The following is a 25,950-nucleotide window of genomic DNA, read 5'->3' as shown; positions in this document are numbered from 1 at the left end:
TTCTTTGTTCTTAAAAGGAGGAAGTCATGTCGCGGCAACTCCAGTTCGACTTCGGAGCAACTTCGCTTGGTTTGCGACCACCGTCGCGTTGGCCAAGGCAGACAAGGTCCGACGCAGACAGGCTGATGTTTCGTCTGCATCCGGCTCAGTCGGCGCAGATGGCGACGGTGGCGGACCATACCCGCCGCAGCCATGGCCTGTCCGGGAAGCCACGCGATGCAGGACAGCTGCACGTCTCGCTGGTGGGGCTTCACAACGGCGGGGAGATCGACCGAACCACGGTGCATGACGCCTCGGCCGCCGCCGCGACAGTCAGAGTGCCGGCATTCGAGCTGGCTTTCGACCGCATCGCCAGCTTCCACAATCGGGAATCGAAACCGCTGGTTCTGCTGTGCGGCAAGGGTGCCGATAAGGTGGTTGAGCTCGAACGCCGGATCATCGATGCGTTGAACCGTGCGGGGCTCCGGCTACGCCGGCGCGCCGGCTTCGTGCCCCACTGCACCGTGCTCTACGCCGACAGGCTCGTCCCGGAAACGCCTCTCGACCGGCCGATCGTCGTCCCGATCACGGAGTTTCATCTCCTGCATCGTTCGGCCAGTGGCCGCCGCCGGAGCTTCGGCCACTGGCCGTTGCTGGGCTGAGGTTCAGAGCGGCAGCGGCTGACGCGCGTTGCGCCAGAACTCCTCAGGTTCTTCCAGCAGATGTGTCAGCCCGACACGCTCGAAGGCGAGTGCCGCCTGCTCGGCGGCATCGGCGAGAATGTCCTCGGCGTCGAGATGGTCGGTCCTGCGGCTGCGCATCAACACCTTGCCGTTGACGATGACGGTGTCGACGTCGGCGGCGTTGGCGAAATGGGCGATGCGCGTCACCGGCATGACGGGCGGGTAGAGATGCGGCTTGCGCATGTCGACGAGCACGATGTCGGCCTTCTTGCCGGACTCCAGCGACCCCAGTTCCTTCTCCAGGCCAAGCGCCCTGGCAGCGTCGATCGTTGCCATCTCGATGGTCTTGCCGGGCGGAAGATAGGCCGGGTCGCGGAAGTGGCGGCGGTGGTAGTGCATGCACTGCGCCATGTGGCGGAACATGTCGTAGCCGCGGTCGGGGGCGGCCGCGTCCGAACCCAGGCAGACCGTGATGCCAGCCTCGAGCAACTCCGGCACCGGGCAGCGGCCATAGACCGACATGATGGCGCTCGGATTGTGGATGATCGACGCGCCTGTCTCCTTGAGTGCTGCAAAATCTTCCTCGGTGAGGTCGACGCTATGACCCAGAAGCGCGAACTCACCGAGGACACCAAGATCGCGCGCCAGCGCGATCGACCCGTCACGGTGGCCGTCCTGGGTGAACAGCACGCCCTTGCGACGGCGCAGATCCATGACCGCTTCGCCCATCTCGACGACCTGCCGGCGGGCATCGGCATCCGCCACCTGGGCGGCATAATAGACCGGCATGACAAGGCACACGCCGGTGCCGCGGCCGAGCAGGTCGTTCCAGCGATCGATCAGGATTTCGCTGACCTCGAGCTGGCGCTCGAAGCCGACGGATACGTCGCGCGCCTGACCGGTCTCCGAGAACTGGCGGTAGTTTTTCGGGAAGGGCGTCCGGCCGGGGCCGACGGCCATGAAGGTGCGCAGCCCGGATTCGGTGGTCGCACCGCAATGCGCGTCGCCATAGATGGGATCGTCGGTGCGGTAGATATCGGCGCCGCCGCCGAGCAGCGTCATACCGGTGGTGATGCCGCCACGCAGGCGTTCGAGCTGGGTCATGCGCGCCTCGGCGCGCCAGAAGTCCGGCGTCGAGCCGCGCGCGTAGATCTCCTCGCAGGCGTCGAACCAGCTGTCGAGCCCGGCGCCGGCATTGCGCACCAGCCCGTGGCCGGCATGCGAATGGCTGTCGATCAAGCCGGGCATCGCCACCATGCCTGTGCCGTCGATGATGTCCCTGGCGCCGACAGGCTCGGCGTCGCCGTCGCCACCGATGGCGCTGATGCGGTCGCCGGTGACAGCGATCCAGGCGCGGTCGATCACCCGGCGTTCCGGGTCGACGGTGATCGCCGTCACGTTGCGGACGAGGATGTCTGGCTGCGTCATGTCACTGCTTTCCAAAAGTCGGCGGGCGAAATCGCATGGTTGCGGAAGTCCGAGCCGGCCTTCCGCAAGCCATGTCAAACCGGGGCTACAGCCCCAGAATGTCTTCCAGGTCGCGCGCGAGCACGCGTTCGCTTTCGAGATCGAGCTGGTTTTCGATATGGGCGAGGTGGTGGTGCATGACGGCAAGTGCCGCCTTGGCGTCGCGCGCGGTGATGCTCTGCACGATCGCCGCATGCTCGTCGGGGCCGCAGTTCTGGATTTCCTTCTGCTGGTACATCGCCATGATCAGCGACGTCCGCGAAACCAGATCGCGCAGCAGGGTGGCGAGGATCTGCGATTGCGCCAGCTCGGCGATCAGCATGTGGAACGCGCCCGAGAGCCTGATCGCACCGGCGAGGTCGCCGCCCTGGTGGGCCTTGCGCTCCTGGTCGACATGTTCGCCCAGCCGGGCGATTCCGGCGGCGTCGATGGTCGCGCACAGCCGCTCGACCAGCCTTTCCTCGATGGTGCGGCGGGCGAAGAACACATCGCGCGCTTCCTCGATCGACGGTTTGGATACGAACGCACCGCGATTGGGAACCAGTGTGATCAGGCCGTCGCGGGCGAGGTTCTGCAGCACATGGCGGATGCGTGCCCGGCTGGCGCCGAAGATGTCGGCAAGCTGCTCTTCTTTCAGCCGCGTACCGGGGCCGATCTGCCGCTCGGCGATGGCGCTCCAGATCTTCTCGTAGATTTCCTGATCGGTGGCATGCCGCATGCCTGCTTCAGCGTCCATCCACTCCTCCTCCCGTTCGTCCCGATATGCGGCTCCAACCTATTCAAACCTAAATGGACGCTAAGTCAACAAATCTGTCGACACCAATTGTTGACAATAATTGGATACGATGTCAGCGTGAGGTGGAAGGAGCCCGAAAGCGCCCTGTAACGTGACAGGATGGGGCCGCTGTCGAAGCCATGAGGCGCCGGCCTTCGGGCGTATGATTGGTCGATCAGCGCTGTCGACGCGCTTCGAAATGCGATCCGAAGGAGAAAAGATGGATTTTGATTTCGCCGAGCTGCCCGAAATGGACCGCTACCGGCTGCTCACCAACTTCGTCGGACCGCGCCCCATCGCGCTGGTCACCACCATCGACGAGCATGGCTGCAACAACGCCGCGCCGATGAGCTTCTTCAACGTCTTCTCACATGAGCCGCCGCTGCTCATCCTCGGCATGCAGACCCGTCCTGATGGCACCGCCAAGGACACCGTCGCCAACATCCGCCGCTCCGGCGAGTTCGTCGTCCACATGGTCGACATGGCGATTGCCAGCGAGATGATCGTCACCGGCATCAACTTCCCCGCCGACGTCGACGAGATCGAGCTCGCCGGCCTGACCAGCACGCCGTCGAAAAAGGTCGCGGCACCCCGCATCGAGGAATCGCCCTGCGCCATGGAGTGCCGTGTGTCGCAGATCCTTGATTATGGCCGCCGCACCATCGTCATTGGCGAGGTCGTGCAGATGTATGTTCGCGACGACTGCCTCGATGAGCGCGGCCGCTATGTCCGGCCCGAGGTCTACCAGCCGATCGCCCGTCTCCACGCCGACAACTACATCGTTGCCGCCGACCAGTTCGTGCTCAAGCGCCCGGCCGAGCTTTTTCCTCAAGAGGAAAAAGCCGCCAATGCCGCCCCGAAGTCGGAAAAGGTCATCGGCTGAGGCTAGAGCCTTGTCGGCCCACCTGCTCCACCGCAAGGCGTAAGCCCCCGACGACCTTGCATGGGAAGGGCGCTCGTTTCGGGCGCCCTTTCTGTTTGGGCGTCAGTCCTCGGCCGCCGCGCCAATGTTCTCGCTCAGCACGCGCAGCACGCGGGTCGCGCTTTCGATGTCGGCGTCGTCAACACCGGTAAGCACCAGGCAGCGCAGCTCGGCGACGTCGGCGAACATGCTGTCGGCCTCGCGCCGCGCCGTCGGCGTCAGAAAGATGCGCTTGGTGCGCCGGTCGCCGTCGGTGGTGCAGCGCACCACCAGCCCCTTCTTCTCCAGCCCGTCGATGAGCCCGACCAGCGAGGGCTGCTCGATCTGCATCTGCTCTGCCAGCTCGGCCTGCGTCTTGCCCTCGCATTTGGCGATCTGCATCATCAGTCGGGCGCGCGCCAGCGTCAGGCCGCGCTCCTTCACCCGCGCGTCGAACATCGTCCTGAGCTTGCGGTTGACCTTCAGCAATTCGTCAAAAAACGCGCTCTTCAGCTCGGCGCTGCTCATATCGATCCCCCTTTTGTTCTTTTGATTATCATTAGATACCTATGTAATTCGCGGCAATATCTCCGGCAAGAACCATCCTCCTAGTCCCTTCGGACGAGGCTGCGGCTTCGATCAGCGTAGGTAATGTCCATTCTCGCCAATGGAGCGGCGCAGCCGGGGATGGAGGAGGTGGGGTGTGGTCCTGCGCAATCTGGCAAAGCTCGACCTCAACCTGTTGCATGTCTTCGAGGCCGTCTACGGCGAGGCCAGCATCACCCGTGCCGCCGAAACGCTCAACGTCACCCAGCCCGCCGTTTCCAACAGCCTGGCGCGCCTGCGCGACATCTTCGGCGACCAGCTGTTCGTCCGTGCCCGGCAGGGCATCGCGCCGACGCCGCTCGCCGAAACGCTGATCGGCCCTGTCCGTGAAGCGCTCACCGCGCTCGACCGCACGCTCGCACGGCATGAGCGCTTCGACCCGCTCGCCTCCGAGCGCATCGTCTCCTTCAGCATGAGCGACTATGCCGAGGCGGTCGTGCTGGCGCCGTTTGTCGGCGAGTTGAACCGGCTGGGCTCGAGGCTGACGGTGCGCAACCGCTTCCTTGCCGAGCGCGACCTGTTTCCCGGCCTGGCCTCGGGCGAGATCGACTTCGCCGTCGAGTCGCATCCGCTGGCCGAGGATGGTTTCGGCCAGCGCCTGCTGTTCAGTGACGAATTCGTCTGTGTCATGCGCCGGGGCCATCCGGCGGCGACCGAACCCTTCACCATCGAGCGCTACATGGCGCTCAGCCACCTGCACATCTCCAATCGCCCGCGCTTTGCCAATCTGGTCGACGGCGCGCTGGCCCGGATGAAGCTGAAGCGGCAGGTGGCGGTGCATCTCGAACATTGCCTGGCCGCTGCCGCCATCCTGTCGCGCAGCGACCTCTGCCTCACCATTCCGACCTCCTTCGTCCGGCATTTCCTGCCCGAAGATGGTTTCGTTGCGCTGCCCCGGCCTTTCCGCATGCCGCCGCTTCAGACCTGGCTCTACTGGCACCCGGCCTCTGAAGGCAGCCCGGCGCATGATTGGGTTCGCGGCGTGCTCGACGATTGTTTTCCGGACGCCTGCCGGGATCACTCAGGCTGATGACGGTCATTCGGATTGGCAATTTGCCCGGGCAAATACCGCCGACCTATAACTTGAGCCAACAGCTGAGATCGAAAACCTGTCGCTGGGGCGATGGCCGCGAGGCTGTCGCCGGGAGGATGGCGCATGCGTGCTGCGGCAAGCATCGAGGAGATTGTTGAGCGTGGGCTTTGCACCGGCTGCGGCGCTTGCGCGAGCCTGCTCGGAGGCGACGCCCTGCGCATGGATATGTCGCCTGAAGGCTTCATGCGGCCGCGCGGCCAGCGCCCGCTCGACAAGGGCGAGCAGCAGGCGGTGCTGGAGATATGTGCCGGGCGCGCGCAGCAGGGCGCGGCGCCAGCCGAGGCCAAGCCGCACCGCATTTTCGGCGCGATGCTGCATCTCGCCAAGGGCCATGCGACCGACAAGGAGATTCGCTTCAGGAGCGCCACCGGCGGCGTGCTCACCGCGCTCGCGGTCTATCTGGTCGAAAGCGGCGAGGTCGACGGCGTGTTGCAGACCGGCGTCGCAAGCGACAACCCGCTGCACAACGAACCGAGGTTCAACACCACGCGCGAGCAGATCGTTGCCTCTTCGGGCTCCCGCTACGGGCCGTCGGCGCCGCTGAGGGACATCGCAGCGCTGCTCGACAGCGGCCGCCGCTTCGCGTTCGTCGGCAAGCCCTGCGACGTCGCCACCTTGCGCAACCTGGCGCTTGTCGATCCGCGCGTCGACCTGCAGATCCCCTACATGCTGGCGATGGTCTGCGGCGGCAATCCCAGCATTGCCGCCACCTACAACATCGTCAGGCGCTTCGGCGAGGACCACCGCGACGTCGACGAGTTCCGCTATCGCGGCCATGGCTGGCCCGGTCCGACCTATCTGCACACGCGGCAGGGCAGGGCGCACAGCCAGAGTTATGACGAGACATGGTTCTCTAATCTCACTTACGAGCTGATGTTCCGCTGCAAGATCTGCGCTGACGGCACAGGCGAGCACGCCGACGTCGTCGCCGGCGATTGCTGGGTCATGGAGGATGGCAAGCCGAGCCATCGCGAGGCTGGCGACGGCTGGAACATGCACATGGCCCGAACCGTACGCGGCAGGCAGTTGATCGAGGATGCGCTCGTCGCCGGCTACATCCATGAGGAGGCGTTCTCCGTTGCCGAACTCGAAGCCATGCATGACGACCACGGCACCAAGAAGCGCTCGGTGCTGTGGCGGCTCGCCGGTCTCGCCCTGACCGGTCAGCCATTCCCCTGTTATGGCGGGCTGCGGGTGGTCCAGGCCGGCCTTGCCGCCAGCTGGCGCGAACGCTGGGCATCCTTCCGCGGCACGCTCGCCCGCTCGCTCAAACGCCGCAACCGCGAGAGCCCGATCACCTCGGGGACCTTCGTCCCGGACGCCAAGACAAGCTGACAACGATCATCAAGGAGGAAACAATGTCTGTCGATCATCTGCGCGCCAAGCTCTCCGGTTCCGGGCCGGCGCTGTTTTTCCCGGATCCCGAAGTGCCGGCGATCTTCAATTTCGACCAGGGACTGGCAGCGCCCGAGACGTTTCCCACCGAGGACCTCGTTCGTCTCGCCCGCAAGGCGCTCGACGAGCACGGCGCCAAGGTGCTCGACTATTTCGACCCGGCCACCGGTTATGAGGAGCTGGTCTTCGGCTTCAAGGGCTTGCGCAAAGAGATCGCTGACCGCATTGAACGCACCCAGGGCAAGCAGCTCGGCACTCTTGGCGTCATCCTGACCTCGGGTTCGGTGCAGGGCATCGCCCTTGCCGCCAATGGCTACGTCAATCCGGGCGACGTCGTCGTCGCCGAGGCGGCGTCCTTCCCTTATGCGTTGCGCTTCATGCAGATGGCCGGCGGCGACCTGCGCACAGTGCCGGTCGACGACCACGGCATGGACATCGACAAGCTCGAAGCCTTGCTGAAAAAAGTCAAAGCCGAGGGCAAGAAGGTCAAGGTCGTCTACACCATCCCGACCTTCCAGACGCCAACCTGCACCGAGATGTCGGTGCCGCGCCGCAAGCAACTGCTCAAGCTCGCCAGCGAACATGACTTTCTCATCATCGAGGACAATGTCTATGGCGACCTGCGTTTCGCCGGCGAGGAGTTGCCGACGCTGCTCAGCCTCGACACCGACGAGCGCGTCATCCAGTGCGGCAGCTTCTCCAAGATCGTCGCTCCCGCACTGCGGCTCGGCTGGATCGCCGGTCCGGCCGCCGCCATCGAACCCATCGCCGCCGTGCGCCAGGACCTTGGTGTCAGCCAGTGGTATTCCCGCGTCATGGCCTCGTTCATGGCCGACGGCCTGCTCGACGACCATATCGCCGAGGTCAACAAGGTCTACAAGAGCAAGGCCGAGACGGCGGCGCGCGCCGTACGCGACCATTGCGGCAACTACGTCACCTTCCGCATGCCGCAGGGCTCGTTCTATCTCTGGCTCGAAATCGACGAGCGCGTCGACTGGCAGCGCGCCGCCGAGCTTTCGGCGAGGGAAGGCATCTTCTTCCGCCCCGGCGAGCGTTTCATGGGCGAAAGCGACGGCCGCCAGTTCCTGCGCCTCGCTTACAGCCATGTCAGCGAAGATATCATCGAGCGCGGCATCAGGAAGCTCGGCGAGATCCTCAGCGCTTGCGCCCGGGTCCCGGCATGACGCTTTCTGTTCGCACGATCGCGGGGGGATTCGTCTATCCCGAATGCCCGCGCTGGCATGACGGCCAGTTGTGGTTCGCCGACCAGCATGACGGCCTCGTCCACGTGCTGGACGGCGACGGCGGCAGGCGCGACAGTTTCGCCGTTCCGGGTGGCCCGTCCGGCATGGGCTGGCTGCCGGATGGCGACCTGCTCGTCGTCTCGATGAACGACCGCAAGCTGTTCCGACGGCTTGGCGACGGCAGACTCGTGCTTCATGCCGATCTCGCCGGCGTCCACCCGTTCCATTCCAACGACATGGTCGTCGACGGTGAAGGCCGCGCCTATGTCGGCAACATCGGCTTCGACTTCTATGCCGGCCAGCCGCCGGCGCCGACGGTGCTGGCCGCTGTCGCGCCGGATGGCTCCATCAGTGTTGCTGCGGGCGACCTGATGTGCCCCAACGGTGCGGTGATTTCACCTGACGGTCGCACGCTCGTCATCGCCGAGTCGATGGCCGCCCGTCTCACCGCCTTCGACATGTCAGCCGACGGCAGCCTGTCCAACCGCAGGCTGTTCGCTGCGGTCGACGGCCATGTGCCCGACGGCATCTGCCTCGACGCCGAGGGGCACATCTGGGCTGCGTCGCCTTACGAAAAGACGGTGCTGCGCATCAGTCCGGCTGGCGCGATCGTTGAGCGGGTCGTCATCCCTGATGCCAACCCCTATGCCTGCATGCTCGGTGGGGCCGACGGTCGCGACCTCTACATCTGTATTGCCCCGCACCACGACCCAGAGATGACGGTGAAGCTGAGGGCAGGGCGCATCGATGTCGTCCGCGCGCCAGCATCGGGAGCAGGACGGCCATGAGCAACGTCGAACGTTTCAATCCTCCAGGCATGGCCTTCCCCGGCATGAGCCAGGCCGTCGGCTGCGGCGACTTCGTGCTCGTGTCCGGGCAGGTGGCGCTGAAGGACAAGCAGATCATCGCGGTCGGCGATCCCGCCGGGCAGACCGAGCAGGTGTTCCGCAACATCGAGGCGGTGCTGGCCGAGGCGGGGCTGACGCTCGCCCATGTCGTCTCGCTGCGCTGCTACCTGACCAGTGCCGAAGCCTACCAGGCCTATGCCGTGGTCAAGAACCGCATCTTCGCCGACAATCCGCCGGCCGCCTCCGCCATGGTCGTCACCGCGCTCGTCCTGCCCGAGATCATGGTCGAAGTCGAGGCGGTCGCCTGGCGCCACGCGCTTGCCAAAGCTGCCGAGGTGTAGAACCTAGCCGGACCTGAAACTGGCCGAGTCGGGTCCGCCCGGCCGGCCGCGCTTGCGGAGGCCCGGTCTTGTCGATCAAAATGTACGGCATCAAGAATTGCGACACGATCAAGAAGGCCCGGACCTGGCTCGAAGGTCACGGCGTTGCCTACGACTTCCATGACTACAAGGCCTCGGGCATCGACCGCAAAAGCCTGGAGAGCTGGGTCAAGGAATTCGGCTGGGAGACCGTGCTCAACCGCGCCGGCACCACCTTCAAGAAGCTGCCCGACGCTGAGAAGGAAGGCCTCGACGCCGAAAAGGCGATCACCCTGATGCTCGCCCAGCCATCGATGATCAAGCGCCCGATGCTCGACCTCGGCAGCCGCCGCATCGTCGGCTTCAAGCCCGAGGCCTACGAGGCCGCGGTCCCGAAGTGAGGCCTTCCGAGATCTGGTCGCCAGGCCGCAGTCGCACGCCCAAATTCGGCCCGGCTACTCCGCCCGCGTGCCGAATCTTGCCATCGTCGTTGCCACTTCCTCGCGCAGCCATGTCGAGAAGTCGCGCAGCTTGCGGCCGGGGCGCTCCAGCTTCGAGCTGACGAGGTAATAGCCGAGTCCGCTGGCGACCGTGATGCCGAACGGCGCCACCAGCCTTCCGTCGGCAAGTGCATCGGCCGACAGCAACTGCCAGGCCAGCGCCACGCCCTGTCCGCCCACCGCCGCGTCGATGCCGAGGATCGGGTCGGTGAAGGATGGCCCCGCCCGCTGCACCGGAAACGGCTTTTCCAGCCCCGCCGCCTCGAACCAGCGCTCCCAGCTGATCATCGTGCTCTCGTCGGCGATGACAGGCAGGTGCGCGAGATCGGCCGGCTCCTTGAGCTTGGCGGCCAGTGCCGGCGCGCAGACCGGGAACACCTCCTGTGCCAGCAAGAGCTCTGCCCGCACGCCGGGCCATCTGCCGTCGCCCATGCGGATGGCGAGGTCGACGTCGGAATGGTCGAGATCGACAAGCCCGGTCGAGGCGTCGATCCTGAGCTTGATTTCGGGATGGCGCTGGTTGAAGCGGTTGAGCCGCGGCACCAGGAAGCGCGAGGCAAAAGCCGGTGCCACCGACACCACCAGCACGTTGCTTACCGCCTCCTCGGCCAGCGCCACCGCGCGGCCCAGCTCCTGAAAGCCGGTCGTCAGCCGCGTACAAAACTCCGCTCCGAAGGCCGTTAGCGCCAGTCCCGCGCCGGTGCGCTGGAAGATGGCACGGCCAAGCTGCGCCTCGGTGCGGCCGATCTGCTGGCTGACCGCGCTGGCCGACACGCCGAGCTCCTCTGCCGCCTTGACCAGCGAACCGCAGCGCGCGACGCTCTCCACCGCGCGGAGCCCGTTGAGATGGACGCGATTGAGTGCCTGACTTGAGATTTTCTAAACTCCGCCTGCGGCAATCTTGATTGAAAAGTGAGTGTTTGTAACGAAAATACAGTGAAAGGACCAACACTTTCAGGAGAAGTCAGATGAAGATTTTCTCAAGCCTCGCCACCCTGCTGCAAGGCCAGCACGACAAACACGGCATCGACAGCGAGCGTTTCCTCGCCTGGCTGCGCGATCCGCTTTCCCATCCTGACATCGCGCGTATGGACGAACGCGAGCTCGCCGACCTGCCGCTCGGCCGCGGTTTTCGCCCCGCGCTTCCCGTGCCGGGCGAGTGCCGTGCCTAGGCAATTCCAGGAAAAGTGTTTCGCGGTTTTCCGTACGGGATTGCCCAAGACAATAAGATAGACGGTTTCCGCATTTCGAAGAAAAGCGTAAACCTCTAGAGCAACAAAAGGGCGTGGCCGAGCACGCCGAGAGCGGCCGCGCCAAGGGTCAGCACGCTGAGCCCGAACCCCACAGCCCGCTGCCACTGCGCTGCCTCGGCATGGGTGAAGTGCCAGGCATGCGCCGCGCGGCCGAAGGTGAAAGCTGCACCCAGCGCGTGGATCGCCATGACGGGCGCTCCGAGCGTGGCTGCAAACCCCAGCAGCACCAGCATCACAGGAATGTTCTCGATGGCGTTGGCATGGCCGCGCATCGTCCGGCCGAGATGCGCCACCCCGCCATCGCCGATCACCACCATGTGCCTGCGCCGCACCAGCGCGGTTGCCATCGTCAACCACAGCAATATCAGCGCGTTCAGGCCCGCATAGAGTCCCGCTGCGGCAAGGGCTGACTGGTTCATGCGCTCCCCGAACTGTCTAGATGACCAAACTGTAATATTCCGGTGCGGAAAATCGCCACGATCCGGCTCGCATTGCAACAGGTGGTCGCCGCAGGGGATTCCCTTGTGCCACGAAGTGTGACTTCATGCGGCCAACAGGCAATGCCACCGTCTCCGAAAGGAACCCGGAACCGTGTTCATATCGTTCTTCCCGCAGCCGAAGCTGTTCTTCACCTCGGCTGCGGCCTGGAGTCTGGTGCTTGTGCTGTTCTGGTTCTTCGGCGGGGCGCAGCTGGGCGCCGTATTCGGCTTGCCTCCGGCGGCGCCGGGCACGCCACCCATCATCGGCATCACGGTGTTCCTGTCGGCACCGTTCATCTGGTTCTACATCTACTATGTCGCCGGCGTCCTGCTCTTCTACGCCTTCTGGCGCTGGTATTCGCCCCATCCCTGGCAGCAATGGTCGATCCTCGTCACCTCGGTCATCCTGTTCCTGATCTACTTCAACGTTCAGGTCAGCGTTGCCGTGAACAACTGGTACGGCCCGTTCTTCGACTACGTCCAGGGCCTGATGGGCGGCACCACCAACTCGACCAATGCCGAGTTCTATGCCGGCGCGGCCAGCTTTGCCTGGCTGGCGCTGATCGGCATGAACGTTTCGGTCGTCAACGCCTATGTCGTGCAGCACTGGATCTTCCGCTGGCGCACCGCCATGAACGACTATTTCATGCAGAACTGGAGCAAGCTGCGCCACATCGAAGGCGCCTCGCAGCGTATTCAGGAAGACACCATGCGTTTCGCCCAGATCATGGAAGACCTGGGGTCCAGCTTCGTTGCGTCGATCATGACGCTGATCGCCTTCCTGCCTGTTCTGATCGAGTTGCAGAAGCACATCACCGAGCTGCCGATCATCGGCGCTGTCCCGCAGCCGCTCATCCTCGCCGCGATCGGCTGGTGTTTGCTCGGCACGCTGTCGGTCATGCTCGCCGGTGTGAAGCTGCCTGGCCTGCAATTCCGCAACCAGCGCGTCGAGGCTGCCTACCGCAAGGAGCTTGTCTATGGCGAGGACCATGCCGACCGTGCCCAGCCGGCGACGACCACCGAGCTTTTCACCAATGTGCGCAAGAACTACTTCCGGCTCTACGCCCACTACATCTACTTCAACGTCGTCCGCTACACCTACCTGCAGGCCGACAACATCTTCTCCTTCATCATCCTCGGGCCGTCGATCGTCGCGCACAAGATCACATTGGGCCCGATGAACCAGATCTCGAATGCCTTCGGCCGCGTGACCGGATCGCTGCAGTTCCTGCTCAATTCCTGGTCGACGATCGTCGAGCTGCAGTCGGTACACAAGCGCCTGCGCGCGTTTGAGGCGACGCTGTCGGGTGAAGCGCTGCCCGACATCGACCAGCGTTATCTCGACCGGAAGAAGACCGGCTCCGAACCGGAGAGCGAGCCGGCCTGAGTGCCGGCGCCCCGGCCAGCGCAATCGCCGGAGCCAGATATCGGCATTGGATCGCCGGAGTCAGTTATCGGCAAGTAACTGAGGGTGTGTGCGAGTTCTGCACCCTCTCGCGGCTTGGCATGAACACAGTTGCCATGCCGTAACGCTGATGGCACTTGCACGGTGCAGGGTCATTATCATGCATGGCCAGGTCGCGACGGGTAGGGCGAAAGCTCGTGCGGGCGGGGCCCCACCCGCTCGCGCTCACCCGCCGGTCTGCACCGGCGCTGTATCCTTCTGCCGCCCGACATAGTCGGCATAGCTGATGCATTCGACATCCGCCTTCACGCACACCTCGCCGGCGAAGCGCTCCAACGCACGCCAATAGGCGCCGTCATTCATCAGCGTGAAGTGGAAGCCGATCTGCAACGGAATGCGGCCGCCTTCATATTGCGTGTCGAAGGCCTTGCGGAATGCGCCGTAGGCGCGGCTTTCGTATTTTGCCGCTTCCGCGGGCTTGTCGACGCCGCCGGAGTGGCGGACGAACAGATTGTAGTCCATGGCGATGATGCGTCGCTCCGAGGGGCCTTCCGGAATCTCCGGCAGGGCAAAATCCATCATCGAGCCGTCGAGCCTGGGTTCTTCCGGTCCGCGTGACACGCCGCTGGCATTGTAGGCAAAACCCCTGTCGCGAAGTGCTGCCGTCAGCCCCTTGCTGTCGGAGAGATAAGGCGCGCGAAAACCCTTCACCGATGCGGCGATCCTCGCCCAGCCCTCCGGTTCGGGCGAGATGCCGTTGATCCTGTAGGCGTCGCGCATGATTGTCGAAAACGCGTCGAACTCCTTGGTCCACTGGGCCTTGCTCCACTTGCCGCCGTCGAAATGGCCGCAGGCGTGGCTGGCGATGTCGTGGCCCTCTGATGCGGCGAGGTTGATCTGCCCCAGGCGGTCGACAACCTCCTGTCTGGTCATGGCGAAGCCGACATTCGACTTGCCGGCCGACTTGCCGGGCGCCTGGTAGCTGCTGCGCGTCTCGCGCGACAACAGGAACACGCAGGACAGGAAATAGGTGAAGCGCGCCCCTGTCCGCGCCGCTAGCTCCCGGCTGCGCTGCCATTGCGCGAGGTCATGCGCGCCGTCGAACGAGATCAGCACGATCTGCGGCTTCTTGACGTCCTCGACCTTGGGCGCAGGCCCGGCCATCGCGGCGGACGCGACCAATGACGCGGAAATGAGAGCACTGACTGGGAACGCTTTGGTCATGTCGAACTTCGATGCAATTTCGGGGGGCTTGTTCGGTATTGGGGCGAGATCAGCCGGTAGGGCCGAAATGTGGCACGGATGCGTCCCGCCGCCTATGCGCCCATTTGGGCTAGGGAGCCGGGGTGGTGGCTTCTGGGCGCTAAATACCACGGGGAGGTGCCGCAAATCTCCACTGCCGCGCTCCGTCCCAACCCCTCTGGCCTGCCGGCCATCTCCCCCACAAGGAGGGAGATTAGTCGCGTCGCTGGCGGCGCTCATCCTGCCGCTTCTACGTTGGTGATTGCCTGAGGCGTTGATGACGGCGTGATCTCCCTCCTTGTGGGGGAGATGGCCGGCAGGCCAGAGGGGGGGCGAAGGAGCATGACGTCAAAGGTTGACTTCGTAAGGCACGACCGGCTCTCACTGCACGCAGAACCCGTAGGAACCGAATTTCCGCCCCGCCCCCTTCCATGGCGGCGAAATTCCGTTAAAACGCAGGCTCAAACGGCCCCGAGGGGCAGAGGTGATTGGATAGCATGTCGGACGACAGTTTCTTTCGTGAAGTAAACGAGGAAATTCGCCAGGAGAAGGCGAAGGCCCTGTGGGACAGCTATGGCCCCGCAGCCATCGTCATCGCCGTGCTGATCGTCATCGGCACCGGCCTGTTCGTGGCCTGGGAATACTGGGTCGAAAACAAGGCCAACAATTCCGGCGACCGCTTCTCGCAGGCGCTGACGCTCGCCAATACCGGCAAGGCCGATGAAGCGCTTGCCGCTTTCGACGCACTCGAAAAGGACGGCTACGGTGCTTATCCGCTGCTCGCCCGCATGCGTGCCGCCACCGTCCAGGCCGACAAGGGTGACTTCAAGGCGGCAATCGCCGGCTTCGACGAAGTGGCCGCCGACAGCTCGATCCCCAATGTCATTCGTGATGTCGCCCGTCTGCGCGCCGCACTCCTGCTCGTCGACAACGGCAGCTATGCCGATGTCTCGGGCCGCGTCGAAGCGCTGACCAACGACACCAACCCGCTGCGCCATTCGGCCCGCGAGGCGCTCGGCCTTGCCGCCTGGAAGGAAGGCAAGCTCGCCGACGCGCTCAAGCTGTTCGAGCAGATTTCCTCCGACGAAGGCGCGCCGCGCAATGCGCGTCAGCGCTCCAACCTCCTGGCCGAACTGATCCGCGGTTCCGGCAACGCGTCGTGATGCGGGCCCGATGGCTTTCAAGATCGCGATAATCGGCCGGCCCAACGTCGGCAAATCCACCCTTTTCAACCGCCTGGTTGGAAAGAAGATCGCCCTTGTCGACGACACGCCCGGCGTGACGCGCGACCGCCGCGTGCATGCAGCCAAGCTCTACGATCTCGTCTTCGACGTCATCGACACCGCTGGCTTCGAGGACGCCGGTGCTGCGACGCTCCAGGGTCGCATGCGGGCGCAGACCGAGATCGCCATCAAGGAGGCCGATCTCATCTTCTTCATGGTCGACGCCAAGGCGGGTCTCACGCCCGATGACCGCACCTTCGTCGAGATCGTGCGCCGGTCCGGCAAGCCGGTAGTGCTCGTCGCCAACAAATCCGAGGCGCGCGGTGCCCAGGGCGGCGCGCTCGAAGCGTGGGAGCTCGGCATTGGCGAACCGGTGCAGATCTCGGCCGAGCATGGTCTTGGCATGCCCGACCTGCGCGATGCCGTCGTCGAAGCGCTCGGCAAGGAAGTCGTCTTCGCCGATGACGAGGACGAGGCCGATGACGTCGCCGAAAGCGACGTGCTGATCGGCGAGGATATCGCCGATCCCGACGCCGAAGAGGCGCCTGCTTATGACGAGACCAAGCCGCTGCGCATCGCCGTCGTCGGCCGGCCCAATGCCGGCAAGTCGACGCTGATCAATGCGCTGATCGGCGAGGAACGCCTGCTCACCGGGCCCGAGGCCGGCATCACCCGCGATTCGATCTCGGTCGACTGGGACTGGCAGGGTCGCGGCATCAAGATGTTCGATACGGCCGGTATGCGCCGCAAGGCCAAGGTCCAGGAAAAGCTCGAGAAGCTGTCGGTGCAGGACGGCCTGCGCGCCATCCGCTTTGCCGAGATCGTCATCATCGTGCTCGATGCGACGATTCCGTTCGAGAAGCAGGACCTGCAGATCGCCGACCTGATCATCCGCGAGGGCAGGGCGCCGGTCATCGCCTTCAACAAGTGGGATCTCATCGACAACCCGCAGGAGACGCTGGCCGAACTGCGCGAGAAGACCGAGCGGCTGTTGCCGCAGGCGCGTGGCCTGCAGGCAGTGCCGATGTCGGCGGAGACCGGCCGCGGGCTGGAAAAGCTGATGGACGCGGTGATGAAGACGCACCGGGTCTGGAACAGCCGTGTCTCGACCGGCAAGCTCAACCGCTGGCTCGAGGGCATCCTCGCCCATCATCCGCCGCCCGCCGTCGCCGGCCGCCGGCTCAAGATCAAGTACATCACCCAGGCAAAGACCCGGCCGCCTGGCTTCGTCCTGTCCTGCTCGCGCCCCGACGTGATGCCGCAGTCCTATGTGCGCTATCTGGTCAACAACCTGCGCGACGCCTTCAACATGCCCGGCGTGCCGATCCGCATGGCGCTGCGCGCCTCCGACAATCCGTTTGCCGGGCGGGCCAAGAAAAAGAAATGAGACATCGAAGGGCTCGCGCAAGCGGGCCCTTTTTGCATTGCGCCTCTCCCTTCTTGCATTGCGCCAAGGTTGCGCCCGTTAACGCTCCATCAAGGTTAATGCATCATTTTCCTCTCCAGTAGGGTGTGTTGCGTCCTGGAGAGTTTCCGTGCATCGAGGTGTTGTGAAGCGGCGGTTTGCTGCTGCCCGCGAGGGAAGACGTTCGTTCCTGGCGCCGGCCGTCATCGGCCTGGGCATCTGGCTCGGCTTTCCCACCGTTGCCGCCTATCAGGACATGACCAGCCTCGTCTCCGGCCTTGAGAACAAGGACACGCGCTGGGGCGCTTATGTCGAGAAAGCTGCCGCCGGCTCGGTCCATGCCGCTGAAATGCCGTTCGTCGACGGCATCATCACCGGTCCGATCTCGGGCTCGGGCGTCAAGATCGCCGGTGTCGGCACCGTCGCGTTTCGCGGCAAGAAGTTCGGGTCGTCCGACCTGCCTGACGAGGACCGCATCGTCCGCGTCGACAAGAAGGCCCGCATCGTCAACATCTCAAGGGTCAGTCCGCCGAAGAACTTCACCGCCGGCTCGGTGTTCGAGCGCACCAGTTCGCTTCTGCGCCCCGCCCTCGACAGCGGCCTCAAGCTGACCTTCGCCAAGCCCGAGATCAAGGGCAAGGAAGTCCAGATCGCCGGCTCCTTCCACGTCAAGGAAACCGAAAAGCGCGCGACGCGCGGCGTGCCGGCCATGTTGGCCTCGCTGGTCAACAACGACAAGGCCGACATCCTGGCGACAGCTTACGCACCGGCCGCGCCCGACTATGCCAAGGCCTCGCCCTTCGAGGCGCTGCTGCGCGACGACGACGAGGCCGGCGGCCGCTTCATCCCGCCGATGGGCAAGGGCGACCACTGGTGGCTGGCCAATCCGCTGCCGGCAGGCGTCTTCTCCAAGGCCGAGCAGGCCTGCCTCGCCAACGGCATCTACTTCGAGGCGCGCGGAGAATCGGTGCGCGGCCAGGCAGCGGTCGCCCAGGTCATCCTCAACCGCGTCCGCAACCCGGCCTATCCGGGCACCATCTGCGGCGTCGTTTATCAGAATGACGGCTGGTTCAACCGCTGCCAGTTCTCGTTTGCCTGCGACGGCATCAAGGACCGCGTCACCAGTCCCTCGCACTACAAGACCGCGCAGGACGTCGCCATGGCGGTGACCGCCGGAAAGATCTTCATCCCGGAAGTCGGCTCCTCGACCCACTACTACGCCAACTACGTGAATCCCGGCTGGGCGCGCGGCATGAAGAAGATGACCAAGATCGGCCTGCACATCTTCTACCGCACCTATGGCGGCGGCTGGAGCTGATCGCTTCCGACCGGGCTCATGGAGTCGGCCAGTCGCCGGATTGCACGCGGATTCGGCGGGCGATCACCGAGCGGAGCCACGGGCAGGATGTCGCACTTCGACAACTAGCTGATTTTCCTACATAAAATACTTAGTTAGATGGGCCTCCCCGTGGCTTGACGGGCAGGGGCCCTCTAACTATGTTGCCGGCGACTTTGAAGCGGACGAACGGATACGCTCGGACCGGGTGGGAGTTTGCAATGGCCAAGCCTTCGGGCCCAGGCGGAAATGGAAACTCCCGGCCTGAAAATCGAGCCGAGAACGATCACCGCGACGACGAACTCGAGCGCCGTCGGCAACAGCTTGAAGCAACGCTTGCGACAAGACGCCAGACTGCCCGCGAGGGGGAAAAGAGTACAGGGTCGAATGGTGTGACCGGCTACGGCCAGGCACTCAAGCTGTCCAGCGAGTTCATCGCCGGGATCGCGGTTGGTGTCGGTCTGGGGTGGATCATCGATCGGATGGCAGGCACGTCGCCATGGGGCTTGATCGTGTTTCTGCTGCTCGGCTTCGGCGCCGGTGTGCTCAATGTCCTGCGTTCGGCAGGAATGGTTACTGAGGCCGGTATCAGGTCGCCCGACAAGAAGTCGGACGAACCGGAAAAGAAATAGCAGCGCCGCAAGGCGCAATTTAGGCGAAGGGGGGCCAGCGTGGCCAACGATCCAATTCATCAGTTTCAGATCTCGAAATTGATTCCGATCGAGATCGGCGGCCTCGACTTCTCCTTCACCAACTCGTCCGCCTTCATGGTTGCCACCGTGATCGCCGCCAGCGCCTTCCTGTTCCTGACGACGTCGAGCCGCGGCCTGGTGCCGAGCCGCCTGCAGTCGGTTTCGGAGATGTCCTATGAATTTGTCGCCTCGATGCTACGAGACGCGGCGGGTTCCCAGGGTATGCGTTTCTTCCCGCTGGTGTTTTCGCTGTTCATGTTCGTGCTCGTCGCCAACCTGATCGGCCTGTTCCCTTACTTCTTCACCGTCACCAGCCATCTCATCGTCACCTTCGCGCTGGCGCTGCTGGTCATCGGTACGGTCATCGTCTACGGCTTCATGAAGCACGGTTTCGGCTTCCTGAAACTCTTCGTCCCGCACGGTGTGCCTGGCATCCTGGTGCCGCTGGTCGTCCTGATCGAAGTGATCTCGTTCCTGTCGCGTCCTATCAGCCTGTCGGTTCGTCTGTTCGCCAACATGCTGGCCGGCCACATCACGCTCAAGGTTTTCGCTGGTTTCGTCACTTCGCTCAGCGCATTCGGTGCTGTCGGCGTCGTCGGCTCGATCCTGCCGCTGTTCATGACGGTCGCGATCACCGGCCTGGAAGTCCTGGTCGCGTTCCTGCAGGCCTATGTGTTTGCGGTGCTGACCTGCATGTACCTCAACGACGCCCTGCACCCGGGCCACTAATTCGACGGCGGCTGCCGCCGTCTTGGATACCGCAACTAAATTTCGATCCACAAGGAGTTGGACAATGGAAGTTGAAGCAGCAAAGGCAATCGGCGCAGGCATCGCTTGTCTCGGCATGGGCGGCGCAGGCATCGGCCTGGGCACCATTTTCGGTAACTACCTGTCGGGTGCCCTGCGCAACCCGTCGGCAGCTGACGGCCAGTTCGGCCGCCTGATCTTCGGCTTCGCCGTTACCGAAGCTCTGGGCATCTTCTCGCTCCTCATCGCTCTGCTCCTGCTCTTCGCATAAGAGCCGCGCAAGCGAGTTGACCGGCCGCGTGTTGCGGCCGGTGGGATGACAGGGGATAGAGATGTTTGTCACGCCGGGTTACGCCGAGGAAGTCGCACCTGCGGCCGGGGAAGCTCATTCTACCGACGCCACCACTGCGCACACGGAAACGGGTGCGGAGCATGGCGGTGGTGGGTTGTTTCCGCCTTTCGATACGTCGAACTATCCGTCGCAGCTGCTCTGGCTCGCGATCACCTTCGGCCTGTTCTATCTCTTCCTGAAGAACGTCGTGCTGCCGCGTGTCGGCGGCATCCTCGAGGTGCGCCGCGATCGCATCGCCGGGGATCTCGACCAGGCTGCCCGGATGAAGTCCGAGGCGGATGCGGCGGTCGCCGCATACGAGCAGGAGCTTGCCGAGGCCAAGGCCAGGGCAAACGCCATCGGCCAGGAAGCACGCGACGAAGCCAAGGCGGAAGCCGAAGCCAAGCGCAAGGAAGTCGAAGCCGGGCTCGACCAGAAGCTGACCGCTGCGGAAGCACGCATCGCTACCATCAAGGCCAATGCCATGAAGGAAGTGGGCACCATCGCCGAGGACACCGCTGCCGCGATCGTCCAGGCACTGGGCGCAGGCAAGGTCGACAAGGCTGACATCGCCGCCGCCGTCAAGGCAGCGAGCAAGTAGGAGAGGGGCCATGGACGCAACATTCTGGGCCACAGTCGCTCTCATCATCTTCGTCGGCGTCGTCCTGTACCTGAAGGTGCCGGGCATGCTTTCGAAGTCGCTCGACGAGCGCGCCGAACGCATCCGCGCCGAACTCGAAGACGCACGCAGGCTTCGTGAAGAAGCCCAGCAGCTGCTCGCCGAGTACCAGCGCAAGCGCAAGGAAGCCGAGAAGGAGGCCGCCGACATCGTCGATCTGGCCAAGCGCGAAGCCGGCCTTCTCGCCGAAGAAGCGCACAAGAAGACCGAAGAGTACGTTGCTCGCCGGACCGCACTTGCCGAGCTCAAGATTGGCCAGGCCGAACGCGACGCTGTCAACGAAGTTCGCGCCAACGCTGTCGACCTCGCGGTCGAGGCAGCTCGCCAGATCTTCGCCGGCAAGGCCGACGCCAAGACCAACGCCGACCTGTTCAAGGGCTCGGTTCAGGAATTGAAGGCCAAGCTCAACTAAGTCGAGCCGCCAATTAAGTCAGGCAGCCGGGCAGATTTGAAAAAGCCGCTGGAAGTTCCGGCGGCTTTTTTGTTTTCAGGACAGCCAGGGGCGACTGTCTTTCGTTTGGCAGGAGCTGCTCCGGTGCGGCTTGCACCTTGCCGCGGCCGCTGCTAGCCGGGTCACATGATCCAGATCGTCGAAATCGGCAAATCCCGCGTGCTTCTTTTCAGCCGGAGCGGCTCGTTGCTGCGCGCGCCCAGCGACGCCAATGACTTCATCAGCGAGGCGTGGTCGAACGAGGCCGAAGTCCTCGCCATCCCCGTGGAAAGGCTTGCCCCGGATTTTCTCAAGCTCAGCACCGGCATTGCCGGCGAGGTGTTTCAGAAGTTTGTGAATTACGGCCTGGGCTGCGTGATCGTCGGCGACATCACGCAGGCGCTGGAAGCAAGCGGTGCGCTGCGTGACTTCGTGCGCGAGACCAACAAGGGCAAGTCGATCTGGTTCGTTGCGGATGTTGCCGAACTTGACGTCAGGCTCGGGACGTCGCCGCTTCAGAGTGGGCAGGGTTATGCGCCAGGCGTTTCTGCCGTGGTTAGTCCCTGAACGGGGCAAAGGAAATGCGGTGCAGCCGAAGCGATGCGCCGTGCTCGATGATCGCCGCCCTGTGGCGCGCGGTGGCGTAGCCCATATGGACTTCGAAACCGTAGCGGTTGTCGTTCGAGCCGCAGACAGACATCATGCGGTCGCGCGTCACCTTGGCGACGATCGAGGCGGCGGCGATGGATTGCGAGCGCTGGTCGCCCTTGACAAGGGCGCGGCAGGTGCAGGCGAGGCCGGGTGGCACGTCGCGGCCGTCGGCCAGCGCCGACTTCGCCGCCACCGGCAGGCCCGCAAGCGCCCGGCGCATCGCTTCCAGGCTCGCCTTGCGGATATCGCTGCGGTCGATGCTGTCGGCCGAAACCGACGCCACGGCGACGCCAAGGGCCTTGCACAGCACTTCGTCGAACAGCGCGTCGCGCTGGGCGGCTGTAAGGCGCTTGGAATCGTCCAACCCCGATGGAATGTTGCCGGGGTCGAGCACCACGGCGGCAGCGACAACCGGGCCGGCGAGGGGGCCGCGTCCGGCTTCGTCGAGGCCCGCGCATGGCCACAGGCCACCCGATATCGCTTTCGTTTCGAAGGCGAAGTCGGGCTTGTCGATGAATTCGAAGAGGGGCGGAGAATCGGAGCGCGGGCGAGCCATGGTGCGGCGATGCTCGCATCGGCCCCGATCCTCCGCAAGACCTTCCCGGCCGATTAGGGCGGCGGCTCGGGAAGGCACCGTCAACTGGCCACGGGGAACGGCCGGACGGAATTTCTTTTCTGGGACGGTGGCGCCGCCAGAGTTTTCAAAGCAGCGTCAATTGCAGCTGATCCTTGGGGCCGGCTTCGAAAAGGTCGGTCCGGAGCGGGGTGCGCACCGAATTGAGGCCCAGGCGCTGTGCCGCGATCTCGAAGCGGCGGCCGATCTGCCAGGCATAGGGCCCCTTGCCCTTCATGCGCTTGCCCCATTCCGAATCGTAGTCCTTGCCGTCGCGCATCGAGCGGATCAACGACAGCACGTGGCGATAGCTGTCGGGATAATGGCGCAGCAGCCAGTCCTTGAAGATCGGGCTGACTTCCAGCGGCAGGCGCAGGATGACGTAGCCGGCGCTGGTGGCACCTGCGGCCATGGCCGAATCGAGAATGCGCTCGATCTCCTGGTCGGTGAGGCCTGGGATGATCGGCGCGACCATCACCGAGACCGGAATGCCTGCATCGGAGAGCTGGCGGATAGCTTCGAGCCGCTTCGTCGGCGTCGCGGCCCGAGGCTCCATCGTGCGCGCCAGCATGCGGTCGAGCGTCGTCACCGACAGCGCCACCTTGGCCAGGCCTTTTTCGGCCATGCGGCTGAGGATATCGATGTCGCGTGTGACCATTGCCGACTTGGTGACGATGCCGACAGGATGGTTGCGCGCCTCCAGCACCTCGAGCACCTCGCGCATGATGCGCCAGTGCTTCTCGATCGGCTGATAGGGATCGGTGTTGGTGCCGATGGCGATGGTGCGCGGCTGGTAACCGTCCTTCGACAGTTCGCGGTCGAGCAGCCGCGCCGCATCCGGCTTGGCAAACAGCTTGGATTCGAAATCGAGCCCGGCCGACAGGCCCATATAGCTGTGGGTGGGGCGGGCGAAACAGTAGACGCAACCATGCTCACAACCACGATAGGGATTGATCGAGCGGTCGAATGAGATGTCGGGCGACTCGTTGCGGGTGATGATGGTGCGCGGCTTCTCGACCTGGACCTCGGTCTTGAACGGCGGCAGCTCCTCGATTGTGCTCCAGCCGTCGTCGAAGACATGGCGGCTGACCGGCTCGTAGCGCCCCGACGGGTTGACGCCGGCACCGCGGCCGCGTCGGCGCTCATGGTTGATGCGCAGGCCGCTTTCCTCGATCATGGCATTGGCCATTCCGGCTCCACCACCCTTGAAAGCGGCAATATCGGCCCGTGCGATGGGTTCCATTTCGCTATCTCCCCGAGGGAAAGAGGCCGCCCGTCGATTCGTTCGGCATGAAACTATTCCTATTTTGGAAAAGAGAACAAAGCAAGAACTTTGTTCTCCGGGCCGCGAGGCTGGCGCTTCGGCCGGCTTTCCGATATGCGGCTGGATATGCTGAGCGTTCTGATCGAGACCAGGGACGACGAGGAGGGACTGGCCCGCACGCTGGCGGCGCTGGTCGGCGGCGCCGTCGAGGGTGTCGTGCGCGAGGTGATCGTCTGTGACCTCGGCTCCACCGACCAGACCCATTATGTCGCCGAACATGCCGGCTGCGCCTATCTCGCCAAGGGCGGCATCCAGGCGGGCATCGCGCAGGCAAGGAGCGACTGGCTGCTGCTGCTCGAGCCGGGCGCGCGGCTGGCCGAAGGCTGGACCGAGGATGCTGTTCGCCACATGAGCCGACTGACCATGGCGGCGCGCTTCACCCGGTCGCGGGCGAGCAACCGTCCGTTCTGGGAACGGGTGACGTCGCGGCCGCGCGCTCTGGAGCAGGGGCTGGTCATCACCAGGAAGCAGGCAGCTGTTCTGGGTCGCAACGGGGCGGACGCCGAAGGCATCGCGCGCGGACTTGCCATGAAGACGCTGGATGCCGAAATCGTCGTCGCGCCGCGCTAGGGCAATTCCAGCAGCGACATTTCGTCGGAAATTGCGAAAGACGCCCTGGCTTCAGGCTGACTTGGTGCCGCCACGCCTGAGGTGCTCGTCGAGCCGCGGCATGATCTCGACGAAATTGCACGGCATGTGGCGGTAATCGAGCTGCGCCTTGAGAATGCCGTCCCAGGCGTCGCGGCACGCCCCTGGCGACCCCGGCAGCACGAAGACGAAGGTGGCGTTGAGCACGCCGCCGGTGGCGCGCGACTGGATCGTCGACGTGCCGATCTTGTCGTAGGAAATGCGGTGGAACACCTCCGAGAAGCCGTCCATTCGCTTTTCGAAGATCGGCTCCAGCGCGTCCGGCGTGACGTCGCGGCCGGTGAAGCCGGTGCCTCCAGTGGTGATGATCACGTCGATTTCGGCATCGAGCGACCAGGCGATGACGCGGTCGCGGATCTTGTCCTTGTCGTCGGTGACGATGTCGCGCGCCTTGAGCACGTGCCCGGCCTCGGTGATGCGGTCGGCCAGCGTCTGGCCCGACTTGTCCTCGGCCAGCGCGCGGGTGTCAGAGACGGTCAGCACCGCGATGCGGACGGGAACGAAGGGGCGGGGCTCGCTGGCCATTATGTTGGGCTCCTAGGTCCGGGTCGTTGTGGCGGCGCTGAACCAGCCGGGGCGCTCTGCCGAGATCGCCGTTGCCGCGTGCGCGGCGGCAGCGTTGCTGTCGAAGATGCCGAAACAGGTGGCGCCTGATCCCGACATGCGGGCGAAGGCGGCACCCGAATTGCGAAGGGTGGTCAGCACCGCGACAATCGAGGGTTCGATCGACATTGCTGCAGGCTCAAGGTCGTTGCGGCTGGTTGCCAGCCAGTCGAGCACGGTATCGGCGCTGTCGAGCGGCGCGAGCGGGGGATTTTTACGTGAGGCCAGCGCCCGGAAGACGCTCGGTGTCGCCACCGCGATGCCGGGATTGACCAGCACCATCGGTAGCGAAGGAAAATGCCTGACCGGGGCGAGCTGCTCGCCGATGCCGCGGGCGACCAGCGGATGCCCAGCCAGGCACATCGGCAGGTCGGCGCCAAGCGGCAAGGCGAGGCGGGCAAGGGTTGCGGCATCGGCCGGCAGGCGCCAAAGGCGGTTCAGGGCGCGCAACGCGGCAGCCGCGTCGCTCGAACCGCCGCCGATGCCCGAGGCGACCGGCAGGTTCTTTTCGAGCGCTATGGCGACCGGCTGGGTGGTGTGGTGGGGAAAGGCAGCGCGCAGCGCGTCCCGGGCCTTGAGCACCAAGTTGCCGCCATCGACCGGCACATCGGCGGCAAAGCGGCCATTGACGACGAAACTGTCCTCTGTTGCCGCCGCAACGGTGATGCGGTCGCCAAGATCGGCAAAGACGACGAGGCTTTCGAGCAGATGGTAGCCGTCATCGCGCCGCCCGGTGACATGCAGCGCCAGATTGATCTTGGCCGGGGCGAGTTCGGCGAGCGGAACGCTGTTGAAGGTCACGGGCGGGGCGTCAGTCTTTCTCGAGCCGGTACTCGCCGGTTTCGGGATCCTTGACCAGCGTGCCGTTGGCGCCGGTCTGGCGCTGCTTCTCGTTGCGCCGCACCTTGGCAGTCACCCGTTCGGCCTCCTTGATGAAGGAGCGGTAGCCGATATAGGCGACCACGCCGACAAGCGCGAAAAAGATGAGCTGCGGCATTTCATTCTCCTCCCTTCGGTGCCGTTTCCGGCCGGCCGGGGC

31 protein-coding genes are annotated in these 25,950 nt (G+C 64.5%); 20 read left to right on the top strand and 11 right to left on the bottom strand.

What is annotated here, in order from left to right; all coding sequences use genetic code 11:
- Positions 1-125 precede the first annotated feature (125 nt).
- Positions 126-641, top strand: a complete 516-nt coding sequence (locus tag IG197_RS08095; RefSeq protein ID WP_192318130.1) for a 2'-5' RNA ligase family protein — start codon at positions 126-128, stop codon at positions 639-641.
- Between the two features lie 3 nt (positions 642-644).
- On the opposite strand, the gene IG197_RS08090 is transcribed toward IG197_RS08095, so the two are convergent.
- Complete coding sequence (locus tag IG197_RS08090) at positions 645-2,090, bottom strand: amidohydrolase family protein (RefSeq protein WP_192318128.1); 1,446 nt, start codon at positions 2,088-2,090, stop codon at positions 645-647.
- Positions 2,091-2,175: 85 nt separating this feature from the next.
- Complete coding sequence (locus tag IG197_RS08085) at positions 2,176-2,865, bottom strand: GntR family transcriptional regulator (RefSeq protein WP_115733166.1); 690 nt, start codon at positions 2,863-2,865, stop codon at positions 2,176-2,178.
- A gap of 259 nt (positions 2,866-3,124) precedes the next feature.
- Here IG197_RS08085 and IG197_RS08080 point away from each other — a divergent pair, with 259 nt between their 5' ends.
- On the top strand, positions 3,125-3,787 hold the full coding sequence (locus tag IG197_RS08080) for a flavin reductase family protein (RefSeq protein ID WP_115733165.1): 663 nt from the start codon (positions 3,125-3,127) through the stop codon (positions 3,785-3,787).
- 102 nt (positions 3,788-3,889) lie between these two features.
- On the opposite strand, the gene IG197_RS08075 is transcribed toward IG197_RS08080, so the two are convergent.
- Complete coding sequence (locus tag IG197_RS08075) at positions 3,890-4,333, bottom strand: MarR family winged helix-turn-helix transcriptional regulator (protein WP_067964711.1); 444 nt, start codon at positions 4,331-4,333, stop codon at positions 3,890-3,892.
- 175 nt (positions 4,334-4,508) lie between these two features.
- On the opposite strand from IG197_RS08075, the gene IG197_RS08070 reads away from it, so the two are divergent.
- From IG197_RS08070 to IG197_RS08045, 6 genes are all read left to right on the top strand, one after another.
- Positions 4,509-5,441 (top strand): LysR family transcriptional regulator, encoded by a 933-nt coding sequence (locus IG197_RS08070; RefSeq protein WP_067964709.1) that lies wholly within the window; start codon positions 4,509-4,511, stop codon positions 5,439-5,441.
- A gap of 126 nt (positions 5,442-5,567) precedes the next feature.
- Positions 5,568-6,839, top strand: coding sequence for a Coenzyme F420 hydrogenase/dehydrogenase, beta subunit C-terminal domain (locus tag IG197_RS08065; protein WP_192318126.1), 1,272 nt, complete (start codon positions 5,568-5,570; stop codon positions 6,837-6,839).
- A gap of 23 nt (positions 6,840-6,862) precedes the next feature.
- The gene (locus IG197_RS08060) at positions 6,863-8,083 is read left to right on the top strand and encodes a PLP-dependent aminotransferase family protein (protein WP_192318124.1); all 1,221 of its coding nucleotides are present in this window, start codon (positions 6,863-6,865) and stop codon (positions 8,081-8,083) included.
- Positions 8,080-8,931 (top strand): SMP-30/gluconolactonase/LRE family protein, encoded by an 852-nt coding sequence (locus IG197_RS08055; protein ID WP_192318122.1) that lies wholly within the window; start codon positions 8,080-8,082, stop codon positions 8,929-8,931. The genes IG197_RS08060 and IG197_RS08055 overlap by 4 nt, the downstream gene beginning before the upstream one ends.
- Entirely contained in the window at positions 8,928-9,332 is a 405-nt protein-coding gene (locus IG197_RS08050) for a RidA family protein (RefSeq protein ID WP_192318120.1), read from the top strand. Before IG197_RS08055 ends, IG197_RS08050 begins: the two co-directional genes overlap by 4 nt.
- A gap of 68 nt (positions 9,333-9,400) precedes the next feature.
- On the top strand, positions 9,401-9,751 hold the full coding sequence (locus tag IG197_RS08045; RefSeq protein WP_192318118.1) for an ArsC family reductase: 351 nt from the start codon (positions 9,401-9,403) through the stop codon (positions 9,749-9,751).
- Between the two features lie 54 nt (positions 9,752-9,805).
- Here IG197_RS08045 and IG197_RS08040 read toward each other — a convergent pair whose 3' ends face one another.
- The gene (locus IG197_RS08040; protein WP_192319644.1) at positions 9,806-10,726 is read right to left on the bottom strand and encodes a LysR substrate-binding domain-containing protein; all 921 of its coding nucleotides are present in this window, start codon (positions 10,724-10,726) and stop codon (positions 9,806-9,808) included.
- 92 nt (positions 10,727-10,818) lie between these two features.
- Between IG197_RS08040 and IG197_RS08035 the strand changes: the two genes are divergently transcribed.
- Entirely contained in the window at positions 10,819-11,022 is a 204-nt protein-coding gene (locus IG197_RS08035) for a hypothetical protein (RefSeq protein ID WP_192320040.1), read from the top strand.
- Positions 11,023-11,117: 95 nt separating this feature from the next.
- On the opposite strand, the gene IG197_RS08030 is transcribed toward IG197_RS08035, so the two are convergent.
- Entirely contained in the window at positions 11,118-11,522 is a 405-nt protein-coding gene (locus tag IG197_RS08030; RefSeq protein WP_192318116.1) for an MAPEG family protein, read from the bottom strand.
- A 172-nt stretch (positions 11,523-11,694) separates the two neighbouring features.
- Here IG197_RS08030 and sbmA point away from each other — a divergent pair, with 172 nt between their 5' ends.
- On the top strand, positions 11,695-12,969 hold the full coding sequence (gene sbmA / locus IG197_RS08025; protein ID WP_182575435.1) for a peptide antibiotic transporter SbmA: 1,275 nt from the start codon (positions 11,695-11,697) through the stop codon (positions 12,967-12,969).
- 243 nt (positions 12,970-13,212) lie between these two features.
- Here the strand turns inward: sbmA and IG197_RS08020 are convergent, their stop codons facing one another.
- Positions 13,213-14,211, bottom strand: coding sequence for a polysaccharide deacetylase (locus IG197_RS08020; protein ID WP_192318115.1), 999 nt, complete (start codon positions 14,209-14,211; stop codon positions 13,213-13,215).
- A gap of 515 nt (positions 14,212-14,726) precedes the next feature.
- Here IG197_RS08020 and IG197_RS08015 point away from each other — a divergent pair.
- The 9 genes from IG197_RS08015 (at position 14,727) to IG197_RS07975 (ending at position 21,639) form a co-directional block, all read left to right on the top strand.
- Positions 14,727-15,392 (top strand): tetratricopeptide repeat protein, encoded by a 666-nt coding sequence (locus tag IG197_RS08015; protein WP_115733153.1) that lies wholly within the window; start codon positions 14,727-14,729, stop codon positions 15,390-15,392.
- A gap of 10 nt (positions 15,393-15,402) precedes the next feature.
- Positions 15,403-16,839 (top strand): ribosome biogenesis GTPase Der, encoded by a 1,437-nt coding sequence (gene der, locus IG197_RS08010; RefSeq protein ID WP_192318113.1) that lies wholly within the window; start codon positions 15,403-15,405, stop codon positions 16,837-16,839.
- A gap of 148 nt (positions 16,840-16,987) precedes the next feature.
- Positions 16,988-18,175 (top strand): cell wall hydrolase, encoded by a 1,188-nt coding sequence (locus IG197_RS08005; RefSeq protein ID WP_192318111.1) that lies wholly within the window; start codon positions 16,988-16,990, stop codon positions 18,173-18,175.
- A 239-nt stretch (positions 18,176-18,414) separates the two neighbouring features.
- The gene (locus IG197_RS08000; RefSeq protein WP_192318110.1) at positions 18,415-18,825 is read left to right on the top strand and encodes an AtpZ/AtpI family protein; all 411 of its coding nucleotides are present in this window, start codon (positions 18,415-18,417) and stop codon (positions 18,823-18,825) included.
- A 39-nt stretch (positions 18,826-18,864) separates the two neighbouring features.
- Positions 18,865-19,614, top strand: coding sequence for a F0F1 ATP synthase subunit A (locus tag IG197_RS07995; RefSeq protein ID WP_192318108.1), 750 nt, complete (start codon positions 18,865-18,867; stop codon positions 19,612-19,614).
- A 64-nt stretch (positions 19,615-19,678) separates the two neighbouring features.
- A complete protein-coding gene (locus IG197_RS07990) occupies positions 19,679-19,903 on the top strand; it encodes a F0F1 ATP synthase subunit C (protein WP_067964673.1) in 225 nt (74 codons plus the stop codon).
- A 61-nt stretch (positions 19,904-19,964) separates the two neighbouring features.
- Entirely contained in the window at positions 19,965-20,564 is a 600-nt protein-coding gene (locus tag IG197_RS07985; protein ID WP_067964671.1) for a F0F1 ATP synthase subunit B, read from the top strand.
- Between the two features lie 10 nt (positions 20,565-20,574).
- Positions 20,575-21,054, top strand: coding sequence for a F0F1 ATP synthase subunit B (locus tag IG197_RS07980; protein ID WP_192318106.1), 480 nt, complete (start codon positions 20,575-20,577; stop codon positions 21,052-21,054).
- Positions 21,055-21,219: 165 nt separating this feature from the next.
- Positions 21,220-21,639, top strand: coding sequence for a DUF4180 domain-containing protein (locus IG197_RS07975; RefSeq protein WP_192318104.1), 420 nt, complete (start codon positions 21,220-21,222; stop codon positions 21,637-21,639).
- On the opposite strand, the gene IG197_RS07970 is transcribed toward IG197_RS07975, so the two are convergent.
- Both IG197_RS07970 and IG197_RS07965 read right to left on the bottom strand, forming a co-directional pair.
- A complete protein-coding gene (locus IG197_RS07970) occupies positions 21,629-22,279 on the bottom strand; it encodes a ribonuclease HII (protein ID WP_192318102.1) in 651 nt (216 codons plus the stop codon). The genes IG197_RS07975 and IG197_RS07970 overlap by 11 nt on opposite strands.
- 145 nt (positions 22,280-22,424) lie before the next feature.
- Positions 22,425-23,579 (bottom strand): PA0069 family radical SAM protein, encoded by a 1,155-nt coding sequence (locus IG197_RS07965; RefSeq protein WP_192318100.1) that lies wholly within the window; start codon positions 23,577-23,579, stop codon positions 22,425-22,427.
- Positions 23,580-23,726: 147 nt separating this feature from the next.
- Here IG197_RS07965 and IG197_RS07960 point away from each other — a divergent pair, with 147 nt between their 5' ends.
- Positions 23,727-24,230, top strand: coding sequence for a glycosyltransferase (locus IG197_RS07960; RefSeq protein WP_067966971.1), 504 nt, complete (start codon positions 23,727-23,729; stop codon positions 24,228-24,230).
- Between the two features lie 51 nt (positions 24,231-24,281).
- Here the strand turns inward: IG197_RS07960 and moaB are convergent, their stop codons facing one another.
- Genes moaB through IG197_RS07945 form a run of 3 tightly spaced genes read right to left on the bottom strand, consistent with a single transcriptional unit; the run spans position 24,282 to position 25,908 of the window.
- Complete coding sequence (gene moaB / locus IG197_RS07955) at positions 24,282-24,833, bottom strand: molybdenum cofactor biosynthesis protein B (protein WP_192318098.1); 552 nt, start codon at positions 24,831-24,833, stop codon at positions 24,282-24,284.
- Between the two features lie 12 nt (positions 24,834-24,845).
- Positions 24,846-25,712 (bottom strand): 4-(cytidine 5'-diphospho)-2-C-methyl-D-erythritol kinase, encoded by an 867-nt coding sequence (locus IG197_RS07950; RefSeq protein ID WP_192318096.1) that lies wholly within the window; start codon positions 25,710-25,712, stop codon positions 24,846-24,848.
- Positions 25,713-25,722: 10 nt separating this feature from the next.
- Positions 25,723-25,908, bottom strand: coding sequence for an NfeD family protein (locus IG197_RS07945; RefSeq protein ID WP_067964658.1), 186 nt, complete (start codon positions 25,906-25,908; stop codon positions 25,723-25,725).
- Positions 25,909-25,950 lie beyond the last annotated feature (42 nt).

It is taken from the genome of Aminobacter sp. SR38, from assembly GCF_014843375.1.
Lineage (GTDB): Bacteria > Pseudomonadota > Alphaproteobacteria > Rhizobiales > Rhizobiaceae > Aminobacter > Aminobacter ciceronei.
Note: the sequence above shows the minus strand (reverse complement) of the source record. Positions and strands in the feature narration are given on the sequence as shown.